The following is a 25,511-nucleotide window of genomic DNA, read 5'->3' on the forward strand; positions in this document are numbered from 1 at the left end:
TTAATTTCTCATCAATTCTTTTATTAACTTCATATAACTTTCAACCTTAGAGGCATCTATCTTTCTCGCAAAAATAGCTCCTTCCAATCGCATTTTTTCTATACTTTCAACATCTACAAACTGCATTCCTTTCTTTTTCGAACTGCTATTCCAATCAATATAGTGTACTGCATGTAAGTTAGTATTACATTTATCTACTATTTTAGGCTTAGATTTCTTTATAAGATTGAAGTATAACGTTTGAAAATACAATTCATCAGGAGCATGCATAGTACTAAACTCTTTCATAAAGAAGTCATGATCAAGTGAAAGGATTTTTTCTACTGTATCATGACTTAAGCACCACCACTGAGATCCTTTATAGTAGTTATGGAAACTAAAGCTCTTTTTTATCGGTTTTAATGATAGAATTTTATTAATCAGTCTCGCCAAATGGATCCTATAATGTGCTTTATATTGCACCTCACCAACATTTGTCAAGTTTGAGTTATAATTATGATATTTAAATATACTATTGTGGAGATGATTATTTTTGTCCTCACGTCTTATTTCATTCCATACCGAAATAAAATCTTTCTTAAGATTTAATTTATCTTCTATCTCCTTCATAGATACAATTGGACAGTCAGATCCACTAATGAGTAAGTATTTATCAAAATTATATTTCTTTGATTCTTTAAGTAAGTTTAAAGTAGATTTAACTAAAGATATTGTACCCCACCTGTTTATAATTCTTTCCTCTCCAAGAATTAAGGAACCAGGTAACTCTTTAAGATAAAGCTCTTCATCATTATTTATACTAGCTCTATCAACATGAATAAATATTTCATGCCTATTTTGTTTGCAAAACGTTGCTAGACTTTTCACATATTCAAAATTATCATGACATAAACATAAAAAAGCGATTTTCATGCATTATCCTTGGTTAATAATTTCTCTAATAATGGAATGGTCATAATTTCTATTACTCTTAAAATTAAATTCTGTCTTTAAAAATAATTCAATTTCTTCAGAAATGTTTATTTCTCGATCATTTATCAACTTTACATAGTTGAAGTTAGAAATCCAGTTTTTATATGTCTCTTCAATTTTATGATTACTATTTCTTATCACGAGGCATGGAGTGTTTGTTATAAACGCAAATATCATTCCATGTAACCTATCAGTAACCACTAGCTTCGAATTAGCAAACTTAGTCCAAATCTCGTCAAGAGCACTAATTCTAGAATCCCAATTTAAATTATTTATGCCAATATGAGTATCCGTAAAAGTAACATCACTAATTGAAGATAATTGCTTAATCAGTAGAGTTCTTTTCTCTTCTGAGAAGATTGACTCACTGTCATTTCTAATACAACAGATAATACCATTTCTATTATTATTCTGATCATTACCCTTTACATCTTTCAGACTAAGTACAATGTCAGGACAAAGATAAATATTATTTGAAATATTTTTCTTCATAAACTCATAGGATTTCTTTTCTCTTCCAATAAGATGGAAGTTACGATGGCGCTCATAAATTTTTTTTGATCTTTTAAAACTTTTTAATCCATCTTTTGTTTTAGTAAAGTCAATTGTTTGAGGAAAAGAAATAATTTTATTATTTGGAAAACTCTTTAACCATTCAAGTCGGCAATTCTCAATATCTTGATATTGATCAGTCATGTTTCCACCACCAACAATTGTAATAATATCTTCAGGCGTTATCTCTGTCTTAATCTTTTTTATATTTGTTAAGTTTTTGCTAATAGGAACATCAACAACTTGGTAATCTTTAATATTATTTTTTAAGTACTGATATTGAGCATAACTAATTGCAACATCACCAAGATTCCCATAGTCTGCTGCTAAAGTGATATATATCTTCTTTTTTCTTTGTTCACCAAGATAATTAATGTTATCACGTTCAATAAAAGATTTAATGTGTCTTTTAATTACATTGGGAATGTATTTTTTCATTTTTAGCCTATTAGTTTTTTAAAATCTTGATACTTAGCAAATGGGAGTATAATCACTACAACTAAAAGTAGGTTCAATGTTGTTGCAGCTGTTAATCTAAAAATAAAATCAGTTACGGTATTAACAATAATTAAATCCGATATTATTTTATTTGTATATATTGTTACTGTGGCAATGACAATTGTCATAAAAAGATAAGTGTAAAATGTAAGTATTGAAAATTTGTTTCCTTTTAACATATATGGCATAAAAATATTATTTTTCATAAACATTGTTATCGTACAAATTATTATATAGGAATATTGAATTTCATACTGGATGTTAAAAGTTTCTATGGCCAAAATCAATATGATATTAATAAATCCAAAAATTAATGTACTTAACCCTGAATACTTATCTTTTTTCAGACCTAACGCTAGTACCCATATACCAGCAGAAGTAGCTGATAGTGGTAAATGTACTAGCATCAGTTGAGTCAAAATCACTAAATCCTGATCAAACTCTCCTATCCATAAAGTATAAAAATCACTCAAATTTGAAAACAACGTACCACTTATAATACTTAACACAACCCCACTAATTAGCATGCTTCCTAAGTAGCAGTTATAAGCGTCTTCTAGTTTTCCTTCTTTAAAATATTCTAATATTTTTGGCTCAAATAAATTATTAACTAAAGAGGAAATATTCTTAATTTGGGTGATAATTAATAATGATATGGAGTATAAACCTACTACCTTGAGAGTTTGGTATTTATTGAGTAATATTATACCAAGTGAAAAGTATAACATCGCTCCTAATTGATTTAATACCATCCAAGAGGAGGACTTAAGCATCTCGTAGATATTTTTTAATCTTGGTTTTACGATAGTCCACTTAAATCCAATTTCACTGACAACTCTATTAAATATAAATAAGACTACTCCAGTTAGACAAAGCAACATTAGACTATAATAGATCAAACCAATATTATAAAAGTGGATACTTATAGCGATGATACTATAGAAAACAGATTTATATATAAAATCACTGACACTAGACATATAAAGCATGTTTTTAGAAAAAAATATTGCTCTATATACAGACATAAACATTCTAATAAAAAAAGAAATTATTGTTATTACTAGAAATATTATGATTTCTTTATCATAGTTTGTATTGTATAAGAAAATAGAGAAAATAAACATACTTATAGTAACAATTAAAGAATATGTTATATATACTTCTGATATTTTTTCATTAACTTCCGATGTTGACTTTGAATATATTAAGCTTCTTCCTAATATTATTGATAATGCTGTTACAAATATAGCTATATAATCGAGAGAAACATTTATCGATGTTATTAAACCATATGTTTCCACTCCAAAACCATTTATAATATATGGTGTGGTTATTATTACTACTACAATATTAATAACATAAACAGCGAATTTATATTTCGCGTTTTTTAAAAACATATTTTATATATAACCTTATATCGTATTCAAAAATTATGCATTCATATCGATGTTAAATCTTAGACTTACTTAATTTACAAATGTATAAATCCCCTACGACAATTGCATTAAATCTCCGTTATACAAGGGCTTGTCAGCACTATGTGACTTTTCACTGCCTAATGATCATTTTTGTTTATCTTCACTTAGCACACTGGACCAGCCCTACTGCACCTAGAGATAACTTATTGAACCATTAAGAGATACACCAAATATTACTAATAACAAAAGACAACAAGCAAACAGTGCTAAAAATGCAATCAACATTGTTAGTTACTTAATTCCCGAAAATAAGTCTATCCCCCAATAGAAGAACAGATAAATGATAGTCCGGCTCTCTGAAAAATATGATTTAGATGCTCTCTATTTACTTGGAAAAGCGATTACTCTCACTAATTCAACGGAACATGATGGTTGCGATGTCCATAAGCGGTAATACAATGACCAATGTTCCATTTCGGAGGTTAAATTCAAAGAACTCTCGGCTGTTGACTATCACGGATGAGCATCCATATGCGTGAGAAAGGATATAAACATGCTGCCAGCATCACCCTAAAGATTTGGAATCGATTGCCAAACGGAAGTCAGTAAGTCAAAGGACAATAAAGAACAATCGTGGTTACGCCGACAAAGCAAAAAACTCACTAAGGTAGCATTGGCCGATATAAAAAGAAGCGAAAGGGACTGATTAACTCGCTCATAACTAGGCTGCTAAATAGCCATTTTCCATATACCCTTTGTACCTTGGACATCGGAAATGCTTCCAAAATGAGGCAGAATTATTGAACCTAAAGTGCAGAAAGACATCACTTCATCTCAGTATTCGCTTACTACTGAGACTGTATTGATTCATTTTGAGACAGTCAGTTTTCACTAACTCTTTGGAATTGCTTGATTTGGCCTATTTTGGCCCCCCCCTGCCCCAATAGGCCTTTTCTATTAACTTCGACTTGGACGTAAACTGCAGTGCTAAAGTATCAAGTATCTTATTGAACCAAGAAGAAATGCGCCAAATATGGCTAATTACCGAAAAATAGCATGCAAACAAAATCAAGAAAGCAACAAACATTATTGATTCACTAATGCCAACAAAATCTGCCCACAAACCGATAGCGGCACAAATTGATGCCATCGAACAGATGAAAATTAACGTAGCACCTGGTGAAAGCCCAATACGTTGGCAAATATGGTGTAGATGTTCTCTGTCTGGTTGGAATGGTGACTGACCTTTACGAACGCGACGAATCATAATGGTTGCCATGTCCATCAAGGGTAAAGCTATCAACCACAGCGCTGTAACGGGCTTAAAAGCTACAGCTCCTGGCTCTTGTGTGCCGCGAATCAGCATCCAGACCACAGTAAAGCCGATGAACATACTGCCTGCATCACCCATAAAGATCTTAAAGCGACGACCAAGTGGGAAACCTAAGTTCAGGAAGATGTAAGGAAGCATCGCAGTCACGATCATTAAACAGATCGTGGCTAAATATTCGTTTCCATTGTAGGCAAACACAATACCTAATGCTGTAAAGGTGACCGAGGCTAACCCGCCCAGCAAGCCGTCTATACCATCAACCATATTAAATGCGTTAATGGCGCCTATTACCGCGATCACGGTGATCACCGCGCCAGCAACTTCATTCAGGGCAATGGTTTCGCTTCCCATTAGATAACCTAAATCGTGTAAGCTGTGACCTCCGATGTAAATCATCGCAAGGGATATTCCTGCTTGGATAATAAGGCGAATTTTGAAACTTACATCGTAATAGTCATCTAATGCGCCGAGCACGATGAGTACAGCTGAACAAGATAAGTAGAGTGATAGGTTGTCATTCATTGGTAGGAACAGAAGGAACCCCACCAGTATGGTAGAGAAAATAGAGATCCCTCCTACAAGTGGTACCACACCTTGGTGAAGCTTTCTTGCATTGGGTTTATCTACTAGACCTACGCGCTTAGCGACCTTGCGCATAACAAAAAGTAGAACGAACGACAAAATAAATACAAATAAATATGCATTATTCATGATAGCCAACTGTGTTATTAAATAAGTTTGAGGTAAATCTATAACGCATCCGACTGATTCCCTTTACGGATTCCATTGCATCACAGGTCCGATACTGCTTATTCTTTTTCGCTCATATCTGAATAAGCCGAACCTAAGAACAAGCAGGTGATTTTTTGGCGTGACAAAACCACATTAGACAACATGGGTTGTAACGCACAGCAAACGCTAATTTTTAATATTGAATATGTAAGTAACTGAATCACGCCGATACTCGCTCATGACGGTCACGGGTTCACAGCTTTTTTATAGGCAGGCCAAATACAAAGCTTGTATATGCTAACGGTTTGAGCCGACAGTTAACTACTTCTACACGCTTAGTGCTTGGTTTTGATAGGTATGAGAAATGGAGATTTAAATTGTAACCTATGCCTAACCAACATTTGCTCACCACTTTGTTAGCTTTGAGCGTCCCTCTGACAAAAGGGAATTACATAAATTTGTAATAGTTCTCGTTTTTTATAAATCAATCTTGCCAGAAATGCACTTAGGTGCTTATTATTATTGAAAATTCTTTAGTTTGACCTCTTTCTTTTATTAGGAAGGAGGCTTCAACGGTGATTTGGGCACGCTACCGCCCCTAGGTCTGGCTCCTAGAAGCAAGTTTTTGCACGTAATGTGAACGGTTGCATTTCCAAACAGGAGACGAATTGTATAGTAAACACGTTGCAACTAAAAGTAGAACGTGTAAAAAGCTTACAAAAAAATGTCTTTTTTCTGACACTTATGCCGTCATAAATGTGGCGTGTTTTATAAAATTATAATTATCAGACACCCATTTACCCAACGAGCACTAAACAGCTTACCCAACGAGCACTAAACAGCCAGTGACGCTGATTCCAAAAGCTTAAATGAAAATAGTTGCAATAATATGAATTGCATCACAAGCGGTTGCAATGAAACGTAGTCAATTTTATGACGAATATCTAAGTCTCTCTAAACTTTCAGTTTTGCCATTTTCTTTCTCCTATTTTGCTTGCCTACAATACGCTCACTTATTCACTATCTGCCTGCTTACCCTACCTACTGAGCGATTTACCGAATCACTGCCAAATAGTGAGGTTTGGCTATGTGTAAAATAGATACTCTCAAGCGTAAGCTAGCAAAGGTAAAAGCGTCGTTTTGTTATGAAAGTACTGCACCACGGTGGGAAAAATACGGTTACTGGCTCTTGTCACGAGCTCGTGTTACAAAATAGAAGTGTGCTGATCGACTGTGGTTTGCTACAAGGCCAAGACCATGCTCAGCAGCAGAGTTGGGATCTCGATTTTTCTATCGCTCATCTCAAAGCGGTAGTGCTGACCCATTCTCATATCGATCATATTGGTAGGCTGCCTTGGCTATTAGCAGCTGGCTATAAGGGCCCTATCTACTGTACGGAAGCCACCGCTGAGCTCGTGCCGCTTATGTTAGAAGATGGTTTAAAGCTCCAATTGGGTATGCGGCGTCATCAAAGAGAGAAAGTGCTCGATTTTATTCGAGCGCTTATTCGTCCTTGTCCTTACTCAGTGTGGGTAGAAATAGAAGAGAGTACTTCTCTTCGCTTTCAACCTGCTGGGCACATTTTAGGCTCAGCATATGTTGAATTTCATTTATCAAACCAAGAGGTTGTTGTTTTCTCCGGGGATTTGGGACCTCGCAACACACCTCTCCTACCGGATCCCTTATCACCGGAAAAAGCTGACTACCTGTTTATCGAGTCGACTTACGGCAATAAAACTCACGAGGATGTAGAGTCTCGCAGCAGGCGATTACTTTCTATTATTGAGCACGCACTTAGGGATGGTGGCGTAATTGTGATACCAGCTTTTAGTGTCGGGAGAACCCAAGAGTTACTCTTTGATATAGAGCAGCTTATGCATGAGCACGCTTTGCAAGATTCACTGCCTATTATTCTCGACTCTCCTTTGGCTAAAAAGGTGACCTATACCTATCGCCAATTTAAAAAACTTTGGGGATCTGAAGCGAAAGAGCGACTCGATCATCATCGACACCCTCTCGCGTTTGACCAATGCATCACGATCGAACGCCACGCCGACCATTTACAGCTCATTAACCGACTAGCAAGTACATCAGAAGCCGCTATCGTAGTTGCGGCCTCCGGAATGTGTGAAGGTGGCCGTGTCGTCAATTATTTGGAAGCTTTACTGCCTGATGAAAGAAATGATGTTCTATTTGCCGGCTATCAAGCGAAAGGAACTTTAGGTCGGCGTATCCAGGATGGAGAAGAAAGTGTATTGATTGAAGGTAAGCGCGTGAAAGTGAAAGCTCAAGTTCATACGATGTCAGGATACTCTGCGCATGCCGATATGAACGACTTAATACAATTTGTGACTTCAATTCCTACTTCTCCTAAAGAAGTTCACCTTATACATGGTGAGGAAGATTCGAAAAGGCATTTACATACGCAACTCATCAATCTCGGATATACAAGCATACTGTAAGTAAAGTATATAAAATCAAATTTTCATCGGGAAATAGCATAATTATTCGGGTGAGGTTTATAAAATTCGCCCACTTGAGTAACTAAATATAGAGGGCTCAAGTTCAAGAAAGCTAACAAAGTTGTAAGCATGTTCAGGATTAAGGGATATAATTTCTATACGAAATAAACTATAATCGCCGACCTATAAGCATTGGCTAGTCGAAAACAACTTATTCCATTCCTATGACAGACAGTATGAGCGACACGCTTCAAGAACGCGAAGTTTCTGAATTAAATAAAAATAATTCTATCAACACCATATCAGCATTGGACGAATTATCAGCAAGTGAAACAGAAGCTTGCCTTTACATCTACTGCCCAAAAGAAGATGAGGCAAAGATTGCTCAAGTGCTTAAGAGACATCCTGAGATCAACGCTCAGGTAAACAACTATGCGCTCAGGGAGTTTAAGAGTAAAACTCTTTGTCACTTCAAAAGCTCAAATTTGAGTGTAGAACAGCAGGCTTTTTTGGTTGCAGCTACAGAGCTTGGAGCTTGGGTCGAACCTCTAGTCAGCTACTTTGACCGCTCTTTAGGCTACACAGAAACTGAGCTCTTGCATAGTGGCTACTTCTTACACCAAAAAGCTTTTTCTATCCTCTCTAATCGTAAGAACAGCTGGCAAAAGCGCTTCATCGATCTCTTGTTTGTTTTTATGCTATCGTGGGTTGCTATCCCAGTAGGGCTTATTACGGCACTGCTCATTAAGCTTGAGTCACCAGGCCCGGTATTCTTTAAGCAGCGTCGTACTGGCCAATATAATGAAGAGTTTGAAGTGATCAAGTTTCGCTCTATGCGAAACGATGCGGAAAAGAACGGTGCCCAATGGGCGACCAAAGGCGACACCCGTGTGACGAGAGTCGGCTGTTTTATTCGTAAAACTCGTATAGATGAACTCCCTCAGTTGATCAATGTTCTAAAGGGAGAGATGTCGATGGTTGGCCCTCGCCCAGAACGCGAAGTGTTCATCTCTGAATTGGAAAAAGCAATTCCTTATTACCGCTTTCGTCATGCAGTGAAACCTGGGGTAACTGGTCTAGCTCAAGTTAAATACCCTTATGGCGCATCGGTAGAAGACGCTATTTGGAAGCATAAATACGATATCTACTACATCAAACACCAAAACTGGATTATGGAAGTGAAAATTCTATTCCTAACAGTAAAAACGGTCTTGTTCGGTATGGGACGTTAAACAAGAAGTATCACAATACGTTTTTAAGTAACTGTAGATAAAAAGAGCAGCCCCTTTACGGGATCTGCTCTTTTTACGTTTATAGCACTGTAGTGAAGAGTTAAAAGGAACGAGACTAAAACTTGCGCTTCGCTCTATGCTTGATTGTTCCTTTTACAGCATACACAGAAAATGTTAGTAAGCTTTTAGGGAAACTCAAACCCACTACATCTCTATAGAACTTCCATTGATATGACAAAACACTAAGCTTATTCGCTGTCATACCAGTATCCATTCGATACTTGGCTAATGTTTTGGGCAAACAATAAGCTTTAGGAGTATCTTTTAATATCTCCAACCATAAGCCCATATCTTGCCGCTTACGAATCAGTGGCATATAACGTTTACCTAAAGTCTGAGCATCATAAACTGCTGTCAGGCATCCAATAACATTACTGTATAATAACTTTTTATACGTAGTGGAATCAGGTGCAGTCACAACGCTAATTTCTTCTTCGCTATTAAAGCGACTGTAGTGCGTATATGTTAGAGCGTAATTATTATTTAACATGAACGCGATTTGCTCTGACAATTTATCTTCTGTCCATAAATCATCAGAATCCAAAAATGCAATAAATCGGCCTTGAGCCTTTTCTATGGCTAAATTTCGGCTTGCGCCAGCGCCTCGGTTCATGTCATTTTGGAAGATATGAATGTTAGGATATTGCTCAGAAAAACGTTTGAGTATTGTCCATGTACCATCTGTAGACTTGTCATCAACAACTATAATTTCCCAATTTGTATAAGTTTGGGATATAACGCTTTTGATGCTCTCTGCAATCGTACCTTCTGAGTTATAGGACGGCATGATGACAGAAACAAGAGGTTGAGTATTTGGCATAATACAGACTAATTAAGGACCTATTCGACTTGCTTTAAGTTGATTGACGAGATTTAAGTCCCCCCAAACAACGCGATTATTAGCTTGGAGGGGGCTATAAGTTATTTAATTCGATTGAAGATTTCTGCCCACATTTGCTCTGTCTGAGCTTTGTACTCTGCAATTTTGGTATTGTAGGTTTCTTCTTCTACTGTTGAGATAGATAATCTTAATGCTTCCTTCAGTTCTTCTTTCGACCACTCTGGCTTCGCTAAGAAGTCGGCACGATTGTACTCGTCAAAAAGGCTCTCGTATTTATGGCTCCAGCTAGTACCTACACAAGGGATGCCCTGGGTTAACGCACTAACACAGCCATGAAATCGAGAACAAATAATGCCTCGGCTTGAGCCAATCAAACCTTTCACTTTTAAAGGGTTGGTCTCTTGAATAATTTCAATCGAATGAGGTGTTGCCGCTTTCACTTTTTCACACAGCTCACCATCGTGCTTGCCCTCATGGTTCAACAGTACTGGCACGTAGCCTAGCTCAAGAATGTTTTCAGCAGATTCTACTAAGAAGTCTAGGTAACGTGATTTCCAAGTAGTATTGTTATTGCGCTCGTTTACCATATTGTAGTTAGGGATGATAAACACGGTATTGTTATACTTCGCGTAATCTTCTTCGAGTTCACCTTTCACTAGGTTAGTGAAGTCAGGAGCAATTTTTAACTTTGATGTATCCTCAAGGTAAGGTCGAATGCCATCAAAACTGCTCTGCTCACGAGCAAAAATCAATGCAGCCTTGCTAAAGCCATCTTTTACTGCCGCTTGTTTCTCTGGATCAGCAAACGGGCCTAGTGCTTGAGGCATGAAAATGAATGTTTTGTTGTGTTTTGCTAGTCGCTTAACTTCTTTAGCTACTGCCTCTAAATGCTTAGTCGGCCATTGATCACCATAAGCAAAACCAGATGCATCCAGCACTACATCCACATCCGCTTCCGTCACAATACCCCAATTGGTTTTTAGCCACTTTCTAATTTTTGTCGGTAGGTGGTAAGACAACTCGTTTAGGTCCAAAAAACGCTTTTTCAAAGACAGCTTCTGATAAGCGTTGACCTCAGCACGCGCTTTATATGGCGAGTTACCATTAGGTGCCAAAACAATCTCTGCACTAGGATCAAACTCATTCAATTTTTGAATAACAGCGTGCAACATAAGCTCCGCGCCTTTGTTAACAAATTGAACACCTTTAATTTCAACGATCATTATTTCACTACCTTTATTAAATCTGAGTTGTCTTTTTTGTGAGAGAACGGGATAAAACCTTCAGGATCTGCATAACCTACTGACATCAGCATAACCGTACGTTCGTGAGACTCCAAACCTAGCAGTTTTTCAAGTCTCTTTTCACGGTCCTCTACATCTGGCCAGTTGATCATACAAGAGCTTAGCTCCATAGTTTCCAGTGCCAACGCAAATTGCATTGCTACCAATGAGCCATCAATATAAATAACATGGCGGTCTCGCTCTGCTGGGTATGCTGAAAGATCTCCAACGATAGCAATAATCATTGGGAAGTTATGCCCAAAACCAACAGTTCCCATAGCGCTATCGGCAACTTTATTCACCATGTCTTTGTCGGTTACAACATGAAACTTAAATGGTTGGCGGTTACAAGCAGAAGGCGCTTGCTTTGCAATTGTCATTGCTCGCTCAATCTTTTCTATTTCAACCGCCTGCTCAAGGTACCAGCGGGTCGAGCGGCGTTGTCTAAACAATTTTTCTAGCTGCTCTGTCGTAATTTCTGAAACTTCACTCGCGTTTTTCGCATACGGAACTGAACGCATAGTTAGCTCATCTAGAGATTGAACGTTCTCTAAGCACGCGAAGTAATCAACTTTTGCTTTCTCAATATCATTGTCTTTACCCGCAATTTCGAAGAAATGGCTAAGTACGCTCACACACCAATCCAACTCTTCTTTCTTAAGTTGTTGGTTGTTGCAAGCGACAACAAAAGCGTCAACGGTTTCTTGAATGTAACGAGTAGCAAATACATCCCTTCTCGGACGCATAATCAAGCCCTTTTCAAGACGGTGTACATTTCGTCTTAAAAGAACTCGACTGTCCTTGGCTTTGGCGTTGTCATCATAGTATTTCAAACTACCTTTCAAAACGGATTGGTGCTCTCTGTAAAACCTAGTACTGAAGAACGTGTAATATAGAGAAGAGGTAAATCTGGTTTTTGACATTGTACGGATCAAACCTGCTCTTGTATTTTCAATGAACGTCTTAATACGATTTTTGGTATTTTTACTCAGAAGCTTCAATAACAGGCTTTTCATTTAAATTTCCTAATACAGTATGTTGCAGGCATAAATACAGATTTAGTCATAATTAATGCCATAATTTGTGTCTTTGGATGTAGCCAAAGAACGAAATAACTCGCGCTAGCATATGAAATGAGCGTAGCAATAGCAGCACCTTCCCCTCCAAATTTAGGAATAAGGAAGTAGTTGAGTACAATGTTAACAATTGCTGCGATACCATGAGTAAACAAAGAAAATTTTAGTAACCCTTCAGCAATGAGCCATTTGCTCAATAAAGCGCGCATAAAGATAAAACAACCAGCCCAAATATGAATAGTCAGAATTGGCGCAGCTGGAGCATAAGGTTCTCCAAAAGCAAACGGAACAAGCCACCCGCCCAACAGTGATACGGCAATAGCAATTATTATGGCCATCCAAAGTAACACGCCACATAGCTGTTCAAGCTGGAAATTATAGCTTTCCCTGTTTCCTCGAGCTTTAAGCAGTTTAGGGAAGAAAGAAGTTGTTAGAGCTAGTGGGAAAAAATACCAAACTTCAGACAAACGAGCGGCAACAGAGTAAACACCTAACTCTGTTGCTCCTACCATTTGGCCGATCATTAGCTGATCTATTTTAAGATAAACAACGGACATAAACCCAGATAAAACTAGCCATTTCGATTGGTCTAGTAAAGAAAATGCATACGTCTTATTCCAAGAAAAATGTTTAAGTGTGATAACTTCAGAAAAGTGTTTATTGTAGTAAATATAACCAGATACATACAATACACCACGTATAATTAGCTCAACAAAAAACACCCAAATAAAGAAGCTAAGATCAGCCTTCAACAAAATCCCAACTAACTTAGCTGCACTTGAAATTATTAGTGTGGTGACTCGAATAAAGACAATATATTTGGATGCCACCTCAGCTTGAAAATAAAATTCAATAACATATAAGGCGGATGAAATATTTATAACTGCGGCTACAATCAACCATTTAGGATCGACGAGTTCAATCGAACTCTGCCAAATCAAAATACCAACCACAGCGATCGTTGCCCCAACTAATCCTCCGATTAACCGCAATAAGAAGGATGAGCACAATACTTCGTATTGGCTTCGACCGTTTACAATTTCACGAGTAACAAGTGCGTTGAGGCCAAGAGAAGTAAAAGGAGCTAAAAGGGCTAAAAAAGAAACTATAAAGTTGTATTGCCCAAATTGTTCCGGGGCTAAATATCTCGCTAGAAAAATATTTATTAAAAAGGTAATGGCTAAAGTTATTATTCTCTCACTAAATAACCAAGCTGTATTTCTCAATGCTTTTTTTGTTGAGTTCATTATTCTAAATCACTTAATAGACTTGATCATTGTAAAAATAGCCTTTATAAATATCTCGTAAGGCTAAAGCCTTATTATATCGTATCTTTTTAAATGACTTTATAAAAAATGCAACGTTGAGAACCAGGCTCAAACTACCAAATATCTCTCGAAAGGCAATGCCTCTAGCTATCATCTCATTGCTGCTTTTTATTTCCTTACCTGATGACTCTAATGGATGTCGAGTTATCACCTCCGGAACATAGCCTAGCTTACATCCAGATTTACTCAATCGGTTCAAAAATACTGGTTCATCACAAAGAGGGTATTTAGCACCAGCCCCAAGGTTTTCAGGAAAAGTAATATGGGGCTTTTCTAATAAAACAGAAGCTTTAACTGCAATCTCAATCGTTCCGACTTTCAAGATGGAAATATTATTATGCTTAAATTCTTTATCTGCATAGTTTTTGATCAGCCTGCTTCCTGTTAGGTCTGACACTGAGAAAGTCAACACTTCGTAATCATTTTTCGCAAAAGCCTGAACAACCCTCTCGTAAGCGAATTCCTCTAACTCGACATCATCGTCAAGGAAGAACACATAACTTGCGTCGTTTGGGATGTGCTTTATCGCTAGATTTCTGCTTTTTGTAACACCCGTTTCATCTGAAAATACAGAAAACACATCGCTACGCTGTGAGATTTTCTTGAGAAATTCATCTTGAGTAGACTTTGAGGTGCACTGGGAAACGACAATGTAAGACACTTCTTCCCTCTGCTTCAAAAAGATGTCAGGAACGTTGAGCAACCGATCACCATAAGCAGCAACTAAAAATGTAACCTTTTCCATTTTTATTTTCTCAAATTTCGCTGCTTCAAGAAAAGTGAAAGTGCAGACTTGTAGTTATCACGAGAAATCAATCGAGCCATAGTCAAAAGAGGGAGAGTTTCTCCTGTCACCTTGTATCTCATGATTTCCATTGATTTTTTATGATCGGCATTCATTTTGTTTTGATGCTTTTCGAAAAACAGTTCAAAACCTCTCGTTTTACGATTACTCGAACTTGAGATTCTCTCTCCCGCATGTTCCGTATTTAGGTAATAGTTGTATTTATCAGTTTTGTAACCTTTACCAAATCGATCTACAAGTCTTACCCAAGTGTCGTAATCTTGAAATGCTGGCATCGCTTCATCAAAGCCGCCAATAGCCTTGAGCTTAGAAACGCTGGTTAGCATCTGGTTTCCAACCAAATTTTGATACATTAGGTTATTCAGATCAAACTCACCCTGCTCAAATCCAAATTTTCGATGAATTTCTCTGTCGATGGTAACTTCAATAATGTTTGCACACACTAGAGAATACTTGTCCTCATACACACCGACTAAATCGTCTACACGGGATGCTCCAAAGTAATCATCATCATCCATACCTGTAATCAACTCACCCGATGCAGCGTTCAATGCAACATTTCGAGAGTAGCAAGCTCCTTTCCCTTCATCGTTTCTGAAGTATTTTAATGGATAAATTGTTTGCATCTGTTTAATAACATCTTGGGTGTCGTCTGTTGACGCATCATCTACTACGATAACTTCGATGTTTTCGTAAGTTTGGTTATAAGCAGATTCAATTGCTCGTTTGAGCAGTTGACTCCGATTATGAGTAACAATATAAATAGTCACTAATTTCATATTCAACTCTATTATTTATTTTTACTAATTAGTTTTTCTGCTCTTTCGAGCTCTGCCAACTTATAAATACATAGTATTAGAAATACGATCCAAGCAAAGTGAGTGCTAAGATACTCAGAGCGATAAGTAGAAGCAATTAAAAGATGAAACGTTAATAGGCCACCAAGAAAGTACTTTACAGAGGTAAAACCATATTTAAAGCAAGGATAGAATAATGACATAAAGAAAGTAAAGATCATAAGAACGCCGATTGCTCCACTTTCCCAAAACATGTCTAAAATATAGTTATTGGTGATCCTAAATAAATAGTCTTCACTTTTCATTCCAAACTCATCAAGAACAGACATTGTACCAAGTCCGTGCCCAAAGATAAGTTGAGTATAGTTTGACTCTGTTATTAATTGAACAAAAGATATCATAAATTGGCTACGAGAAGACCCACCAGAAGCTTCTGTCGACATCTTATAATAGATAAATTCAATTAAAATAGTACCTACATATATTAGAAGCAACACCAATACCATTACAATAACAAGTATGAAAAAGTGACTTATCCTTGTTTTACCAGTTAGAACTGTTTTTAGAAAAGTAAATACGAATACAAAGCCTAGTAATAGGACAAAGTTTACATATGCACCACCAGAGAAAGAGAGTATTACAATGCCAAATGACAGCAACAACAATACTAATCTTGAGAAGCTATGTCTTACCAAAAAAGTTATAAGAATCAATGACTCCATTAGGATAGGCGATAAATAGTTTGGCTCTTCAGCGATCGAAGTTACGCGAGAAGGAAACACCGCCCTCAAAGCTGCAGGGACGCCATGCATCCAGTCTCGTGTTTCAATAAAGAATGGGATACCCAAGAACTTACCAATTACTTGCCAGTAACCAAGAGCGATAAAAGCCAGTACACTTAACAAGGCTAATTTCATAAATTTCTTTAAGGAAGACTCTGTTGCATTCGAGATCCAAAGAAGAAAGATAATAACATTCAGCATAAGAGCAAAAAATGTAAACATCCTGCCTATGATTACTGTTCTCAAATACTCCGCTACCAAGTAATCTCGACTAATTAATATACTAAAAAGTGAGATAATAAAAACGGAAGAAAATGAAAGGCAAACGAATACAGGGTATTTTTCAAAACTAACTGTTCTTGAATTAATTAAGTAGTATGAAAATGCTAATAATGAGGAAAGGAATAAGATAACTAAAAAAATTTTATTCCATTGTGTCACTGACAAAGGTGCAAAGAGAGCAAAGAGGCACATATGTGCCTCTAATAGCTTTTTCGGTGCTAGATCTATGCTATGCATGTTTTCTTTTTACTGCAATTCTAATTAATGCAATGAATATAGAAAGAATACCACCAATCAATGTACCTAAGACGCAAATTATTGCCCGGCTAGGACTATCCTTTTCTTCTGGTACTACTGGAGGATCAATCACTTCAAATATATATTGATCTTGAGCTTCAGCTAGCATTAATTTTTTAGTCTGTTCTTCAATAAGCTGATAAAAAACATTTTGCATTTCAGAGAGGTTAGTCAACTTCAGCTGCTTATCCAAATATTCAATATTCTTCTTAGCTTGGTTAATATCTTTATTCTTCATCCATTCATTTAGATCAGAGATCAACCACGTCAACCATTGCTCTGCTAGATCTGGAGACTGATTTGTTAATGAAATAATCGTAGCGCCACTTACTTTATTGGAGTCAATTGATAACAATTCGTTAAAGAACTTAATTGCTTCAAGCTTAGTTGGCTTTGGCAACTTTCCTTCACTGACTGAACGAGTCCAAACGCCTGTTGATTCATCGTATATTTCTGGATCAATAACGATTCGTTTTGCAGATGCATCCCAGCTATCAATTGCCATTAATGGAATTAAGATGTCACGTCGTTCGATAAAAGATCCTAAAAAAGCTCTCGAACGCAATGCTTCCAATGCGATCGCTTGTTTTGAGCTTTCCTGCCCACCAAAACCCGCTAATGCAGCTAAACCACCTAACTGCCCCATTGCGGAACTTGTAGAGTTATCAGTAACAGGGAACAACACTGCTTCAGATTTATAGATGTTTGGTTTTGAAATAGCAAACAACACCGATGCAACTGCAAAAGTAAATGTAATTGAAATAATCAACCACTTTTGTTTCCAGAGCAATCGAACTAGTTCACTAATATCCACTTCAAATTGATTTTTTTCCATTATACCAAAGGGGAGATTACTCCCCCCGTCTCTCAATTTTATTCTTTGATCTAATTATTTATTACTTAAGTGCGTTAATCGCTACACCTGTTTGATATAGGATCTGTGTCGCAGCAGTCCAAGTACTTAGTGCATCTCTGTAATCGGTGTCAATTGGAACAACGATCGTATCACCAGGCTTCAATTCCTGCTTGTCATTACCAAACCAGTAGCCAGAACTTGGCTTATACACTGAGCCATCTGCACGTACTACGAAAATACGATCTTCATCAGCTTGTTTCTTAACGCCACCAGCTTTGTTTATGTAATCATCTACATCTAAACGATTATCAAGTAAGTATGTTATGCTGACTTGAACTTCTCCCATAATAGAGACCGTATTGCGGAATGTTGGTATAAATAGAAAGTCGCCATCCTCGAGCACAAAATCAGCAGATTTATCCTTAGCTATGATTCTGTCAAGCTGTACAACCATTCTTCCGAGAGCCTTATTTTTGCTCGCCTCTTCAACAAACTTCAGTGTTTTATCTGGGTCAGAGATAACTGAACCAATATTGCTATCTGCACGGAAAGTTTTCTTAGCAGTTTCAGCTCTTATATCTGCTGCATATTGATCTAATAACTTCTGCTCTTGTAAACGCAATGCCTCTCGAGTAAAAATAGCTCCTTGAGGATGTGCATATTGAGTAAGACCACCAGCTCTAGCTAACAGACTACCCAAAGTTTCACCTTGGCTAACGGTATAGGTCCCAGGAAAACGAACTTCACCTTGCAGTACAACTGTACTTTGCAAATTAACATTAGGCTTTTCTAGAATATTAAGTCTATCTCTACCTACAACTTTTACATCACTAGAAACGTCACCTTGGATAGCGCTTCGAAGATCAATTCTTTCTACTGATATAGAAGCACTTTCATCTAGATCGTTTACAATACTTCTTGCTAGCTCTGCATTGATAGTAAATGCGTTATATGTCAAACCACCTGCTGCTGCAATTAAGTCAGATACTTTCATTGTTTGAGTGATTGGGTATCGGCCTGGATGCTTTACTTCACCAAAAACTTCAGCTATTTGCGGTGCTAACCCTAACCGTGATTGTTGCTGCAATTGCAACAAAATAGGTGCTAACAACGTTCTGCGAGTATTCATTTTGATCTTTTCAAAATCTTCTTGAGTAATTTCTTTACCTCTAAAGATGATCTTAGGTAACGGTTCTCTTGATTGAAGATTATTCTTACCGTTGGGATTAGCGTTGTTTGTGTTGTCTTTATTAAGAATGTTGTTTTGGTTAGAGCCAATCGTAACTGACGAGCTCACCTGTTCTTGCTCTTTTTGTTGCTCAAGCTCTGCTTTCTCTTGAGCTTGCTCTAGTGTCTTGGCTTTATTTACTACTTCATTCTCAACAACAGCATCAAGATCTTCGTTGTTGAATCTGTTGAAGACTAAAACTCGATCTCGAGAATTTAATGTAATATTGTCGGAACTATTTGGTGATAAAATAGCGTTTGCAAGGTTTAGCTGGAGTACTTTAATATCGCGCTGTGGGTTAATTTCTCTAACGACAACTGCGTAGTTGATATCTGCTGTAGAGTTAAAAGCCGTATCAACCGAACGGAACAAATCTGCAACCTTTAGGCCAGACTTCCACTCTACAAAGCCAGGGTGTTTAACATCACCTTCTATTTGTACATAGCGAGTTAGTTCCTCGCTTTTTTTATGCACATTAACTTCATCACCATCTTTTGCTTGAATTTTGCGTTGAGAGGGAATTGAAAAGTCAAGAGAGAGAACCTCTCTATTACCTTTTGACTCATACCTTCTTACTTCAACTTGCTCAGAATATGCATTTGCAGTAAAGCCGCCTGCATATTTAATAGCTTGTTCGTAAGATTCACCTGGTTTGATCTCATAAATTGCTGGGCGATTAACTTCACCATCAATACTGACCGTGTTGCCAACAGAGCCGATAAATACGACATCGCCAGACATTAAACGTACATCTCGACTTGAGTCACCTTTCAAGAGTAAGTCATACATATCTAACTGACTGATAACTCGACCATCTCGCTTCAACTTAATATTTCGCAAAGCACCGCTTTCACCAAAGCCACCACTGTAGTAAATAGCTTGTGATATCGTAGTCAAAGCGCTAACCGTGTAAGCCCCGGGTTTGTATGCATCGCCCATCACAAATACTTGCATAGTCCTCATTTCCCCTAAGGAAATATCACTACGTACCCCGATGATTTGCTCTTCGACTCTTTTGCTTAGTGACGCGCGCATCTCTGAGAAACTCATACCTGCAACGCTCACAGGCCCTAAAGACGGAAAATTAATTATGCCAGCTCGGTTAACTCTCAAACGATGAGTAACATTATCTTTACCGAATAATTGAACAATAATCTCATCACCTGCCCCAATAGTATAATCTGCGGGTACTGGAACATCACTAATAGGTGCAAATGTAGTTGGCGAACCTGCGAATAACTCTAACCCGAAACGTTTTAGCTCTTCATCGTCTGGATTTTTACCAAATTCTTTTTCCATTGCTGTAGAAAATGCTGAACTTTCTTCCGCTCTAGGTTTAATTACATCAGGTTGTTGAAATGAACTAGGTTGAGAAGAACCCGAAGGGATGGCAAACCCGTATTTCGTAGCCAAAGCTTGCTGTTGATCTGCTGGTAAACTTTGGAACATTTGGATCTGTTCAGGTGTTGGAGTGGCTGCATAACTGACTGATGCAAATAGGCCTACTAGTAGAGCTATAGCAAGAGAGATATATCCTTTAAGCATGATGGGTCGCTTTAGTTATATGGGATGAAAAAATAAGAGCAAGGGCGTTTGCGATCTAGCAACATTCGTCGCCATGAAGCTTTTTGTCTACTTAAAATTAGAATCGGTGTTGAAATCCAATACTAATAGTATTGAGACGAGCAGTGTTATCTGAAGATACATCTACAAACTCGAATGTAACGGCATTGTTTGTATCTAAGGCGTAGTGCATACCTAGACCAAAACTGAAACTTTCTTCTGAATTAGATCCGACGTTTTGTTGATCCATTTGCAAAAATGAATAGCCAGCTAAGCCATAAACTGCAATGCGATTTGAAACCGGAATATTGAACTTAGTAAACGCACTGGTAATGCTATCAATATTGAGGTTGTTATCTCGTTGTATTGAAGTACCATAACGAGCCTCTAAGGCCAGATAATCATTGAAAAAATAGCCCAGCTGCCCTTGCAGAACATAAGGGTTTGCTTCTAGAGTAGAAGCTGGTTGCTTATATTCTGCGTTAGAGTAACTTGCTAACACTCCTGCATAATAATCCGCCGAAGCCGAGATAGAATACAAGCTTAAACCTAGAGTACTAATCACATTCAACAAAACTCGTTTACTTATCACGAACACTTCCTTTAAATCAGTAACTTATAAAGCACTACCTTTGTACACGCAGCTTACTTACAGCCACATTCTTTGCCTACGCTACCGCCCTGAGGCAAGCGAATAACCACCGTTTCGCAGTAACATTAAACTCACCTATAGGTTAGACACATTGAATTAATCACATATGTACCCACTAGAGAGAAAATTGCGATTCAACTCGATATAAGCACAAAAGCTGGCAAATTATGCACGTAATGATTAAAAACGGCAAGGTTACAACTGTCAAAGAACAAGCAGAAACATTAAGCTAGTAGTAAATGCTCGACTAGACATCACAAACATTTACTAACTTACGAAAGAAAAAGTTGCGGATAAGTTCCACAACTTTAATATCGTTCTTATTTCTCAGTTTTGCTTAAACAATACCAATTCGAGTACATCAGCCCCGTAGCTATCAAGAACAATCCTATCTCTACCTATATGACTCACTTTGTAGTTTGACAAAACAGAGTTGTCCTTTAGTACCTCTCTCGACACCTCTCCCGTTTCTAAATTGCGAAGTTGAATTACAGCAAACATTGAGTTCTCTTGCTCAAAAACAGCGGAGAGTCGAATAGCTGAAGACATGATTTTTTTCTCACCAGCTTCAAGAGCCTTCTCTGAACTTTCAACCTCAGCTTTACCATCAATAACTTCTTCTGCTTCTTTAGCTTTTAAGGGGTTAATCGATGCAAAGTGAGCGAGCAAAGAACTGACCTCTTCACTCTTTGGCGTCGACTTCTCTACATACGAAACGTCTCTATGCGTTAGCGAACGAGCCCCATCGCTTTGAACTGCCACCTTAGGAGAAATGGTAATATCAATAATAACGGCCAGTAAAACTAGAGGAATAGCCCAAGATAGAGATTGCGTCGTCAAAATCGCTTTCATACTTCCTTTCCTTCTAATACTGGTACCGCGAGTTTGTAGTTACTCTGTATGGACCATTGCCAATTACGACCTCTTGTATTTGGAGTTCTCCAGCTAAAACTCGATATTGCGACTTGTTCTTTGCTTTGTGCTAAATAACGATGGAATGCCGCGATGTCATCAACTGAACCGGAAAGTACAACCTCCAAGTTATACCAGCTCACAACTTCATCTCTAATTGGCTCCAACCAGGTAATAGACTGAACTTTGACATTAAGCGCCTGAGCCTCGACTTCAAGCCGTTTTTGAAACTCAAGTCGAAAAGCAGATTCATCATCTGAATGGTAAAACCTATGCTCAACTTTCTCGATGGCTCGCTCCAAAGACGTTTTCTGTAGTTCGAATGCATCTTTGTTGTTGATGACTTCTTGCGTCTTGATAATCTGACTTTGAAATGCACTTAACCCTTCTCGATGCTCATTTCGGCTTTCAAGTACAGGTACCCACAGAAATTTGGCGATCACAAGTAAGCTGAGCCAAGGCAAGTATTTCTTATACTGTTCTGTATTCATCTCTCTACCTTCTGAGCCAGCTTAACCTCAACGTTAACAACTTCTTTATCACGCACCTTTCTCGCAGGACCGCTGAACTTTGCAGATGAAACGTTCACGTTATTAATTAAGTTTTGTAGAACTGCACTCGATGAGTCAGCTCTAACACGAATATTGACTAAATCATCCACCACCGTAATTCGCTCAATTTGGCTCCCCATTTCGTATAGAGGGACTAAGACTGGCCATAGCTCCCATCTTGTTTGCACTGCATTTTGTACAACAGAGAGCTTATGCAAGTGTTCATCCAAATTTCTGACTTCATTTCGAACCTTTAAGGCACTACCAACGTTAGCCTTTAAATCGCTAAGCTCATCAGAAGCAGAATTCATTTGCATACTCACAAAGGCAGAGCTAAGTAACAAGTAAACGGTAAATAGAAGAGAAAATGGAAAGACAGCTTTACTCAATCTATCAAAAAGAGACTCATCACTTCCCGGAGCTTGATGCCACAAGCCCATACATTTATGCCAAGGTAAGCGGAACCAGTTTTCGTTTAGGATTTTTCTAAACTCAACGACCTCTATGTGTCGAAATTCTAAGGCAGCAATACCATGCGCAGCACAAAAATACTCCGCATTAGCAAACATACCCGCCGAAAGCTTTGAAAATATCCCTTTACTATTCTTTGCCAAGTAAACCAAATTACTGCCATTTTGATACCGAACAAACTCCCCTTCTTTTATCGAGCGGCCAATAATGAGGCTCTCGGGAATTAATACACCGGTAAGCTCATTTAGGGACGGGGCGATCCAATATATATCCACAGTAATCGAGTTGTTAGAATTCTGATTTACAACGTATAAACCATGCTCTTCTTTTCCTTGAAGCTCAAATTCAATAGCCTGCTTGAGGGCTTTGCGCTCCATCACTGGCAACGTCAGTGTTTGCTCTCGGTATAACTCTCGATTAAGTACATAAACAGGCCTTTTCGCCCCCGAACGCTCTTGATGTTCACCGACTGACTCCGGCGTGACGTATTTAAACAACACACCCAATAGAGTATCCAACTGAAACTTTTCTTTTTTCACTACCCTTCGACTCCAAAACTCCAAATGGGTTGGGATTTATTTGTGGGAGACACATTGATGAACATTTTCCTCTGCACTCGAGCATCTCCAATTTGTTTCTTCAACGTAATAATAAAACGGCCACTAGGGTAAAACAGCATATAATCACTTTTCCGCAACCCCGTCAGCTGGGTAAATAGTTGAGGTGTAAGTTCGCCATTTTGTCTCGATTCGATCACGGCCTTTGCCTGGCGTTCAGGCAACCATAATTTTAAAGATTCGTCTGGGGCCTGTAATGGTAAATAGGCACTATAAGGAATACGTGTAAACACTTCCGCCTTTGACGAAGGTATTCCTAACTCTTTCAAAGCTCGTAACATTTCTTGTCGGCTTTGAAAAAACTGACCACTAATGCCAGCCCCATTCGTCGAACTCTGGAAGCCTTGCGTATCAATCAGAGCATTACGTGCAACTCTAGCCTGATGCTTACTGCCTAGTAAACGCTCAAATGCTCTCTCCACAGTTGAGCGATCCCCTCCGTTAAACACTGAAATCAGCCCTGAATTATCTTGGATTGTGATTGTTCCAATATCTTCATACTCAAAAGGAGAACCATAAAAATTCCATATCTGAGCCAATTTGTTTTCGTGTTGTTCGTCTTTGGCCCAGCGAGCCGTTGACAAGGCAAAAAGTAATTCAGACTCCATGGTTCTTACCGCAACCTCAGCCATAACTTTATCCTGTATGACCTGAGCGATAGATACTTTATCTTTTGCCGAATAACTCATTTGCAAAGCGAGTACGCTAATCACAGCACTCATTAATAAAACTTGCAGTAAGGCAACGCCGGACTGCTTAGTGTAGAAAAAGTTCACTACGCTTCATCCCATGTGTCAGTTGAGAAATTGAGCATGTAACTGTTATCTTCTGGAAGCAGAAATCGCAATACTTCGTCACCTATTGTAAGAGCGATAGCGACGGGCATCGTCTTTACAGCCTGTGCGCTATAGTCATCGTTCCATTGAGGCTTCCCTTCAAATTCATCTAGGAATAGGTTTTTATCCTCTAAGCTTTCCCACCCCAAATATCGAAAACCTGCTATTTCCAGCCCTTCAAATAGAACCTTTTCATACTTAAAGTCAGGCTTGGAAGAATCAAGTGCAAAAGATGAATTGAGTATTGGTGCCTCTTTGTATATGACTTGGAATGTACCATCTCCGACAGCCTGTACAGATATCTGAACTAGTGCTGGATCAGTACCAAAAATAGGTAGTTCGGTCACGGCCTCAAACTGCCGCCCATCACCTTCGAAAAAGTAAGAAGCTTTACCCTTCCCCCTGACTAGATATGGTAATGTGCCGTTTAGAACATCGAGCATCATTAATTGGCTTTTTTTCTCAACGACCAACTGATAAAACTGCCCCTTGTCTTTAAACCATCTATCATGAAAGAAGCTATAGCTAGTACTAGCTATCAACAAAACAGCCATCATGATGACACTAGCCACTAGCATTTCAACTAGGGTAAAACCTTGTTGCCCTTTCACCAGCTAAACTCCTTATAGACAATAGGAGCCCGGTTTTCGACCGTCAGCGTAACGGACCATAAAACAAAACGACGTTGCTGGGCACCATACTCATCTTCCAACCCCTCAGGCACGTATCCTGCTTTTCTATCTATTTCTGATGCATTCCAATGATAATAAGCTCCTTGGGCGTACCCCTCTCCATTATCAATCCTCTCATAGCGGATCTGATAACGGATCTGGTCAAGAATAAAAGGGATTGCACTTGAGTATTCGATAGATTGCTTGGCTTTGAGCTCTGCTTTTATTGTGCTTTGATAAAGCATCGACATAGATGTGATGACAGCAAAAAGGATCATGCTTGCTACCAGAGCTTCAATAAGCGTAAAGCCTTTGTGCTTATACATATTCCCATTCGCTTATAGTAGGCAAAAATTAACGTATAACTAAAAAGATGTCGATAGGCCCAAATTAATGAGCCTATG

Annotated in this window: 22 protein-coding genes; 2 read left to right on the top strand and 20 right to left on the bottom strand. The window is 38.2% G+C overall.

All coding sequences use genetic code 11. The features are described 5' to 3' along the window. From OO778_RS15220 to wecA, 4 genes are all read right to left on the bottom strand, one after another. Positions 1 to 912, bottom strand: coding sequence for a beta-1,6-N-acetylglucosaminyltransferase (locus tag OO778_RS15220; RefSeq protein ID WP_264910264.1), 912 nt, complete (start codon positions 910 to 912; stop codon positions 1 to 3). Positions 913 to 915: 3 nt separating this feature from the next. After that, positions 916 to 1,962 (bottom strand): polysaccharide pyruvyl transferase family protein, encoded by a 1,047-nt coding sequence (locus OO778_RS15225; protein ID WP_264910266.1) that lies wholly within the window; start codon positions 1,960 to 1,962, stop codon positions 916 to 918. Between the two features lie 2 nt (positions 1,963 to 1,964). After that, positions 1,965 to 3,419 carry a hypothetical protein gene (locus OO778_RS15230; protein ID WP_264910268.1) on the bottom strand — a complete coding sequence of 485 codons (1,455 nt, stop codon included), beginning with the start codon at positions 3,417 to 3,419 and terminating at the stop codon, positions 1,965 to 1,967. A gap of 940 nt (positions 3,420 to 4,359) precedes the next feature. Next, the gene (gene wecA / locus OO778_RS15235; protein WP_264910270.1) at positions 4,360 to 5,484 is read right to left on the bottom strand and encodes a UDP-N-acetylglucosamine--undecaprenyl-phosphate N-acetylglucosaminephosphotransferase; all 1,125 of its coding nucleotides are present in this window, start codon (positions 5,482 to 5,484) and stop codon (positions 4,360 to 4,362) included. A gap of 1,166 nt (positions 5,485 to 6,650) precedes the next feature. Between wecA and OO778_RS15240 the strand changes: the two genes are divergently transcribed. Together OO778_RS15240 and OO778_RS25045 are read left to right on the top strand one after the other, a co-directional pair. Continuing rightward, on the top strand, positions 6,651 to 7,967 hold the full coding sequence (locus tag OO778_RS15240) for an MBL fold metallo-hydrolase (protein ID WP_264910271.1): 1,317 nt from the start codon (positions 6,651 to 6,653) through the stop codon (positions 7,965 to 7,967). A gap of 224 nt (positions 7,968 to 8,191) precedes the next feature. After that, entirely contained in the window at positions 8,192 to 9,199 is a 1,008-nt protein-coding gene (locus OO778_RS25045; protein WP_074191961.1) for a sugar transferase, read from the top strand. A 115-nt stretch (positions 9,200 to 9,314) separates the two neighbouring features. On the opposite strand, the gene OO778_RS15250 is transcribed toward OO778_RS25045, so the two are convergent. From OO778_RS15250 to OO778_RS15325, 16 genes are all read right to left on the bottom strand, one after another. After that, a complete protein-coding gene (locus OO778_RS15250) occupies positions 9,315 to 10,079 on the bottom strand; it encodes a glycosyltransferase family 2 protein (RefSeq protein WP_074191960.1) in 765 nt (254 codons plus the stop codon). A 101-nt stretch (positions 10,080 to 10,180) separates the two neighbouring features. Next, positions 10,181 to 11,323: a polysaccharide pyruvyl transferase family protein gene (locus tag OO778_RS15255; protein WP_074191959.1), complete on the bottom strand. Its 1,143-nt coding sequence runs from the start codon at positions 11,321 to 11,323 to the stop codon at positions 10,181 to 10,183. After that, positions 11,323 to 12,129, bottom strand: coding sequence for a nitroreductase family protein (locus tag OO778_RS15260; protein ID WP_165616009.1), 807 nt, complete (start codon positions 12,127 to 12,129; stop codon positions 11,323 to 11,325). Before OO778_RS15260 ends, OO778_RS15255 begins: the two co-directional genes overlap by 1 nt. Before the next feature lie 266 nt (positions 12,130 to 12,395). Further along, complete coding sequence (locus OO778_RS15265; RefSeq protein WP_074191957.1) at positions 12,396 to 13,706, bottom strand: flippase; 1,311 nt, start codon at positions 13,704 to 13,706, stop codon at positions 12,396 to 12,398. Positions 13,707 to 13,719: 13 nt separating this feature from the next. Beyond that, complete coding sequence (locus tag OO778_RS15270) at positions 13,720 to 14,532, bottom strand: glycosyltransferase family 2 protein (RefSeq protein ID WP_074191956.1); 813 nt, start codon at positions 14,530 to 14,532, stop codon at positions 13,720 to 13,722. Positions 14,533 to 14,534: 2 nt separating this feature from the next. Beyond that, positions 14,535 to 15,371: a glycosyltransferase gene (locus OO778_RS15275; RefSeq protein ID WP_074191955.1), complete on the bottom strand. Its 837-nt coding sequence runs from the start codon at positions 15,369 to 15,371 to the stop codon at positions 14,535 to 14,537. A gap of 11 nt (positions 15,372 to 15,382) precedes the next feature. Further along, a complete protein-coding gene (locus OO778_RS15280; protein ID WP_104969000.1) occupies positions 15,383 to 16,690 on the bottom strand; it encodes a hypothetical protein in 1,308 nt (435 codons plus the stop codon). Further along, positions 16,683 to 17,585: a Wzz/FepE/Etk N-terminal domain-containing protein gene (locus OO778_RS15285; RefSeq protein ID WP_074191953.1), complete on the bottom strand. Its 903-nt coding sequence runs from the start codon at positions 17,583 to 17,585 to the stop codon at positions 16,683 to 16,685. The genes OO778_RS15280 and OO778_RS15285 overlap by 8 nt, the downstream gene beginning before the upstream one ends. Positions 17,586 to 17,646: 61 nt before the next feature. Continuing rightward, complete coding sequence (locus OO778_RS15290; RefSeq protein WP_074191952.1) at positions 17,647 to 20,379, bottom strand: SLBB domain-containing protein; 2,733 nt, start codon at positions 20,377 to 20,379, stop codon at positions 17,647 to 17,649. 97 nt (positions 20,380 to 20,476) lie between these two features. Beyond that, a complete protein-coding gene (locus OO778_RS15295) occupies positions 20,477 to 20,989 on the bottom strand; it encodes a porin family protein (protein WP_074191951.1) in 513 nt (170 codons plus the stop codon). A gap of 387 nt (positions 20,990 to 21,376) precedes the next feature. Further along, positions 21,377 to 21,901: a hypothetical protein gene (locus OO778_RS15300; RefSeq protein ID WP_074191950.1), complete on the bottom strand. Its 525-nt coding sequence runs from the start codon at positions 21,899 to 21,901 to the stop codon at positions 21,377 to 21,379. Beyond that, positions 21,898 to 22,452, bottom strand: coding sequence for a hypothetical protein (locus tag OO778_RS15305; RefSeq protein WP_074191949.1), 555 nt, complete (start codon positions 22,450 to 22,452; stop codon positions 21,898 to 21,900). The genes OO778_RS15300 and OO778_RS15305 overlap by 4 nt, the downstream gene beginning before the upstream one ends. Further along, positions 22,449 to 23,522 carry a hypothetical protein gene (locus OO778_RS15310; RefSeq protein WP_104968995.1) on the bottom strand — a complete coding sequence of 358 codons (1,074 nt, stop codon included), beginning with the start codon at positions 23,520 to 23,522 and terminating at the stop codon, positions 22,449 to 22,451. The genes OO778_RS15305 and OO778_RS15310 overlap by 4 nt, the downstream gene beginning before the upstream one ends. Further along, on the bottom strand, positions 23,522 to 24,376 hold the full coding sequence (locus tag OO778_RS15315) for a hypothetical protein (RefSeq protein WP_074191947.1): 855 nt from the start codon (positions 24,374 to 24,376) through the stop codon (positions 23,522 to 23,524). Before OO778_RS15315 ends, OO778_RS15310 begins: the two co-directional genes overlap by 1 nt. Then, positions 24,376 to 25,047 (bottom strand): prepilin-type N-terminal cleavage/methylation domain-containing protein, encoded by a 672-nt coding sequence (locus OO778_RS15320; protein ID WP_074191946.1) that lies wholly within the window; start codon positions 25,045 to 25,047, stop codon positions 24,376 to 24,378. Before OO778_RS15320 ends, OO778_RS15315 begins: the two co-directional genes overlap by 1 nt. Further along, on the bottom strand, positions 25,044 to 25,433 hold the full coding sequence (locus OO778_RS15325; protein WP_074191945.1) for a prepilin-type N-terminal cleavage/methylation domain-containing protein: 390 nt from the start codon (positions 25,431 to 25,433) through the stop codon (positions 25,044 to 25,046). Before OO778_RS15325 ends, OO778_RS15320 begins: the two co-directional genes overlap by 4 nt. Positions 25,434 to 25,511 lie beyond the last annotated feature (78 nt).

It is taken from the genome of Vibrio sp. STUT-A16 (assembly GCF_026000495.1).
Taxonomy (GTDB): domain Bacteria; phylum Pseudomonadota; class Gammaproteobacteria; order Enterobacterales; family Vibrionaceae; genus Vibrio; species Vibrio diabolicus.

Excerpts from the sequence above, each read along its gene's own strand:
- OO778_RS15220 (WP_264910264.1), bottom strand. The coding sequence starts at position 912 with ATGAAAATCGCTTTTTTATGTTTATGTCATGATAATTTTGAATATGTG.
- OO778_RS15225 (WP_264910266.1), bottom strand. The coding sequence starts at position 1,962 with ATGAAAAAATACATTCCCAATGTAATTAAAAGACACATTAAATCTTTT.
- OO778_RS15230 (WP_264910268.1), bottom strand. The coding sequence starts at position 3,419 with ATGTTTTTAAAAAACGCGAAATATAAATTCGCTGTTTATGTTATTAAT.
- wecA (WP_264910270.1), bottom strand. The coding sequence starts at position 5,484 with ATGAATAATGCATATTTATTTGTATTTATTTTGTCGTTCGTTCTACTT.
- OO778_RS15240 (WP_264910271.1), top strand. The coding sequence starts at position 6,651 with ATGAAAGTACTGCACCACGGTGGGAAAAATACGGTTACTGGCTCTTGT.
- OO778_RS25045 (WP_074191961.1), top strand. The coding sequence starts at position 8,192 with ATGACAGACAGTATGAGCGACACGCTTCAAGAACGCGAAGTTTCTGAA.
- OO778_RS15250 (WP_074191960.1), bottom strand. The coding sequence starts at position 10,079 with ATGCCAAATACTCAACCTCTTGTTTCTGTCATCATGCCGTCCTATAAC.
- OO778_RS15255 (WP_074191959.1), bottom strand. The coding sequence starts at position 11,323 with ATGATCGTTGAAATTAAAGGTGTTCAATTTGTTAACAAAGGCGCGGAG.
- OO778_RS15260 (WP_165616009.1), bottom strand. The coding sequence starts at position 12,129 with ATGCGTCCGAGAAGGGATGTATTTGCTACTCGTTACATTCAAGAAACC.
- OO778_RS15265 (WP_074191957.1), bottom strand. The coding sequence starts at position 13,706 with ATGAACTCAACAAAAAAAGCATTGAGAAATACAGCTTGGTTATTTAGT.
- OO778_RS15270 (WP_074191956.1), bottom strand. The coding sequence starts at position 14,532 with ATGGAAAAGGTTACATTTTTAGTTGCTGCTTATGGTGATCGGTTGCTC.
- OO778_RS15275 (WP_074191955.1), bottom strand. The coding sequence starts at position 15,371 with ATGAAATTAGTGACTATTTATATTGTTACTCATAATCGGAGTCAACTG.
- OO778_RS15280 (WP_104969000.1), bottom strand. The coding sequence starts at position 16,690 with ATGCATAGCATAGATCTAGCACCGAAAAAGCTATTAGAGGCACATATG.
- OO778_RS15285 (WP_074191953.1), bottom strand. The coding sequence starts at position 17,585 with ATGGAAAAAAATCAATTTGAAGTGGATATTAGTGAACTAGTTCGATTG.
- OO778_RS15290 (WP_074191952.1), bottom strand. The coding sequence starts at position 20,379 with ATGCTTAAAGGATATATCTCTCTTGCTATAGCTCTACTAGTAGGCCTA.
- OO778_RS15300 (WP_074191950.1), bottom strand. The coding sequence starts at position 21,901 with ATGAAAGCGATTTTGACGACGCAATCTCTATCTTGGGCTATTCCTCTA.
- OO778_RS15305 (WP_074191949.1), bottom strand. The coding sequence starts at position 22,452 with ATGAATACAGAACAGTATAAGAAATACTTGCCTTGGCTCAGCTTACTT.
- OO778_RS15325 (WP_074191945.1), bottom strand. The coding sequence starts at position 25,433 with ATGTATAAGCACAAAGGCTTTACGCTTATTGAAGCTCTGGTAGCAAGC.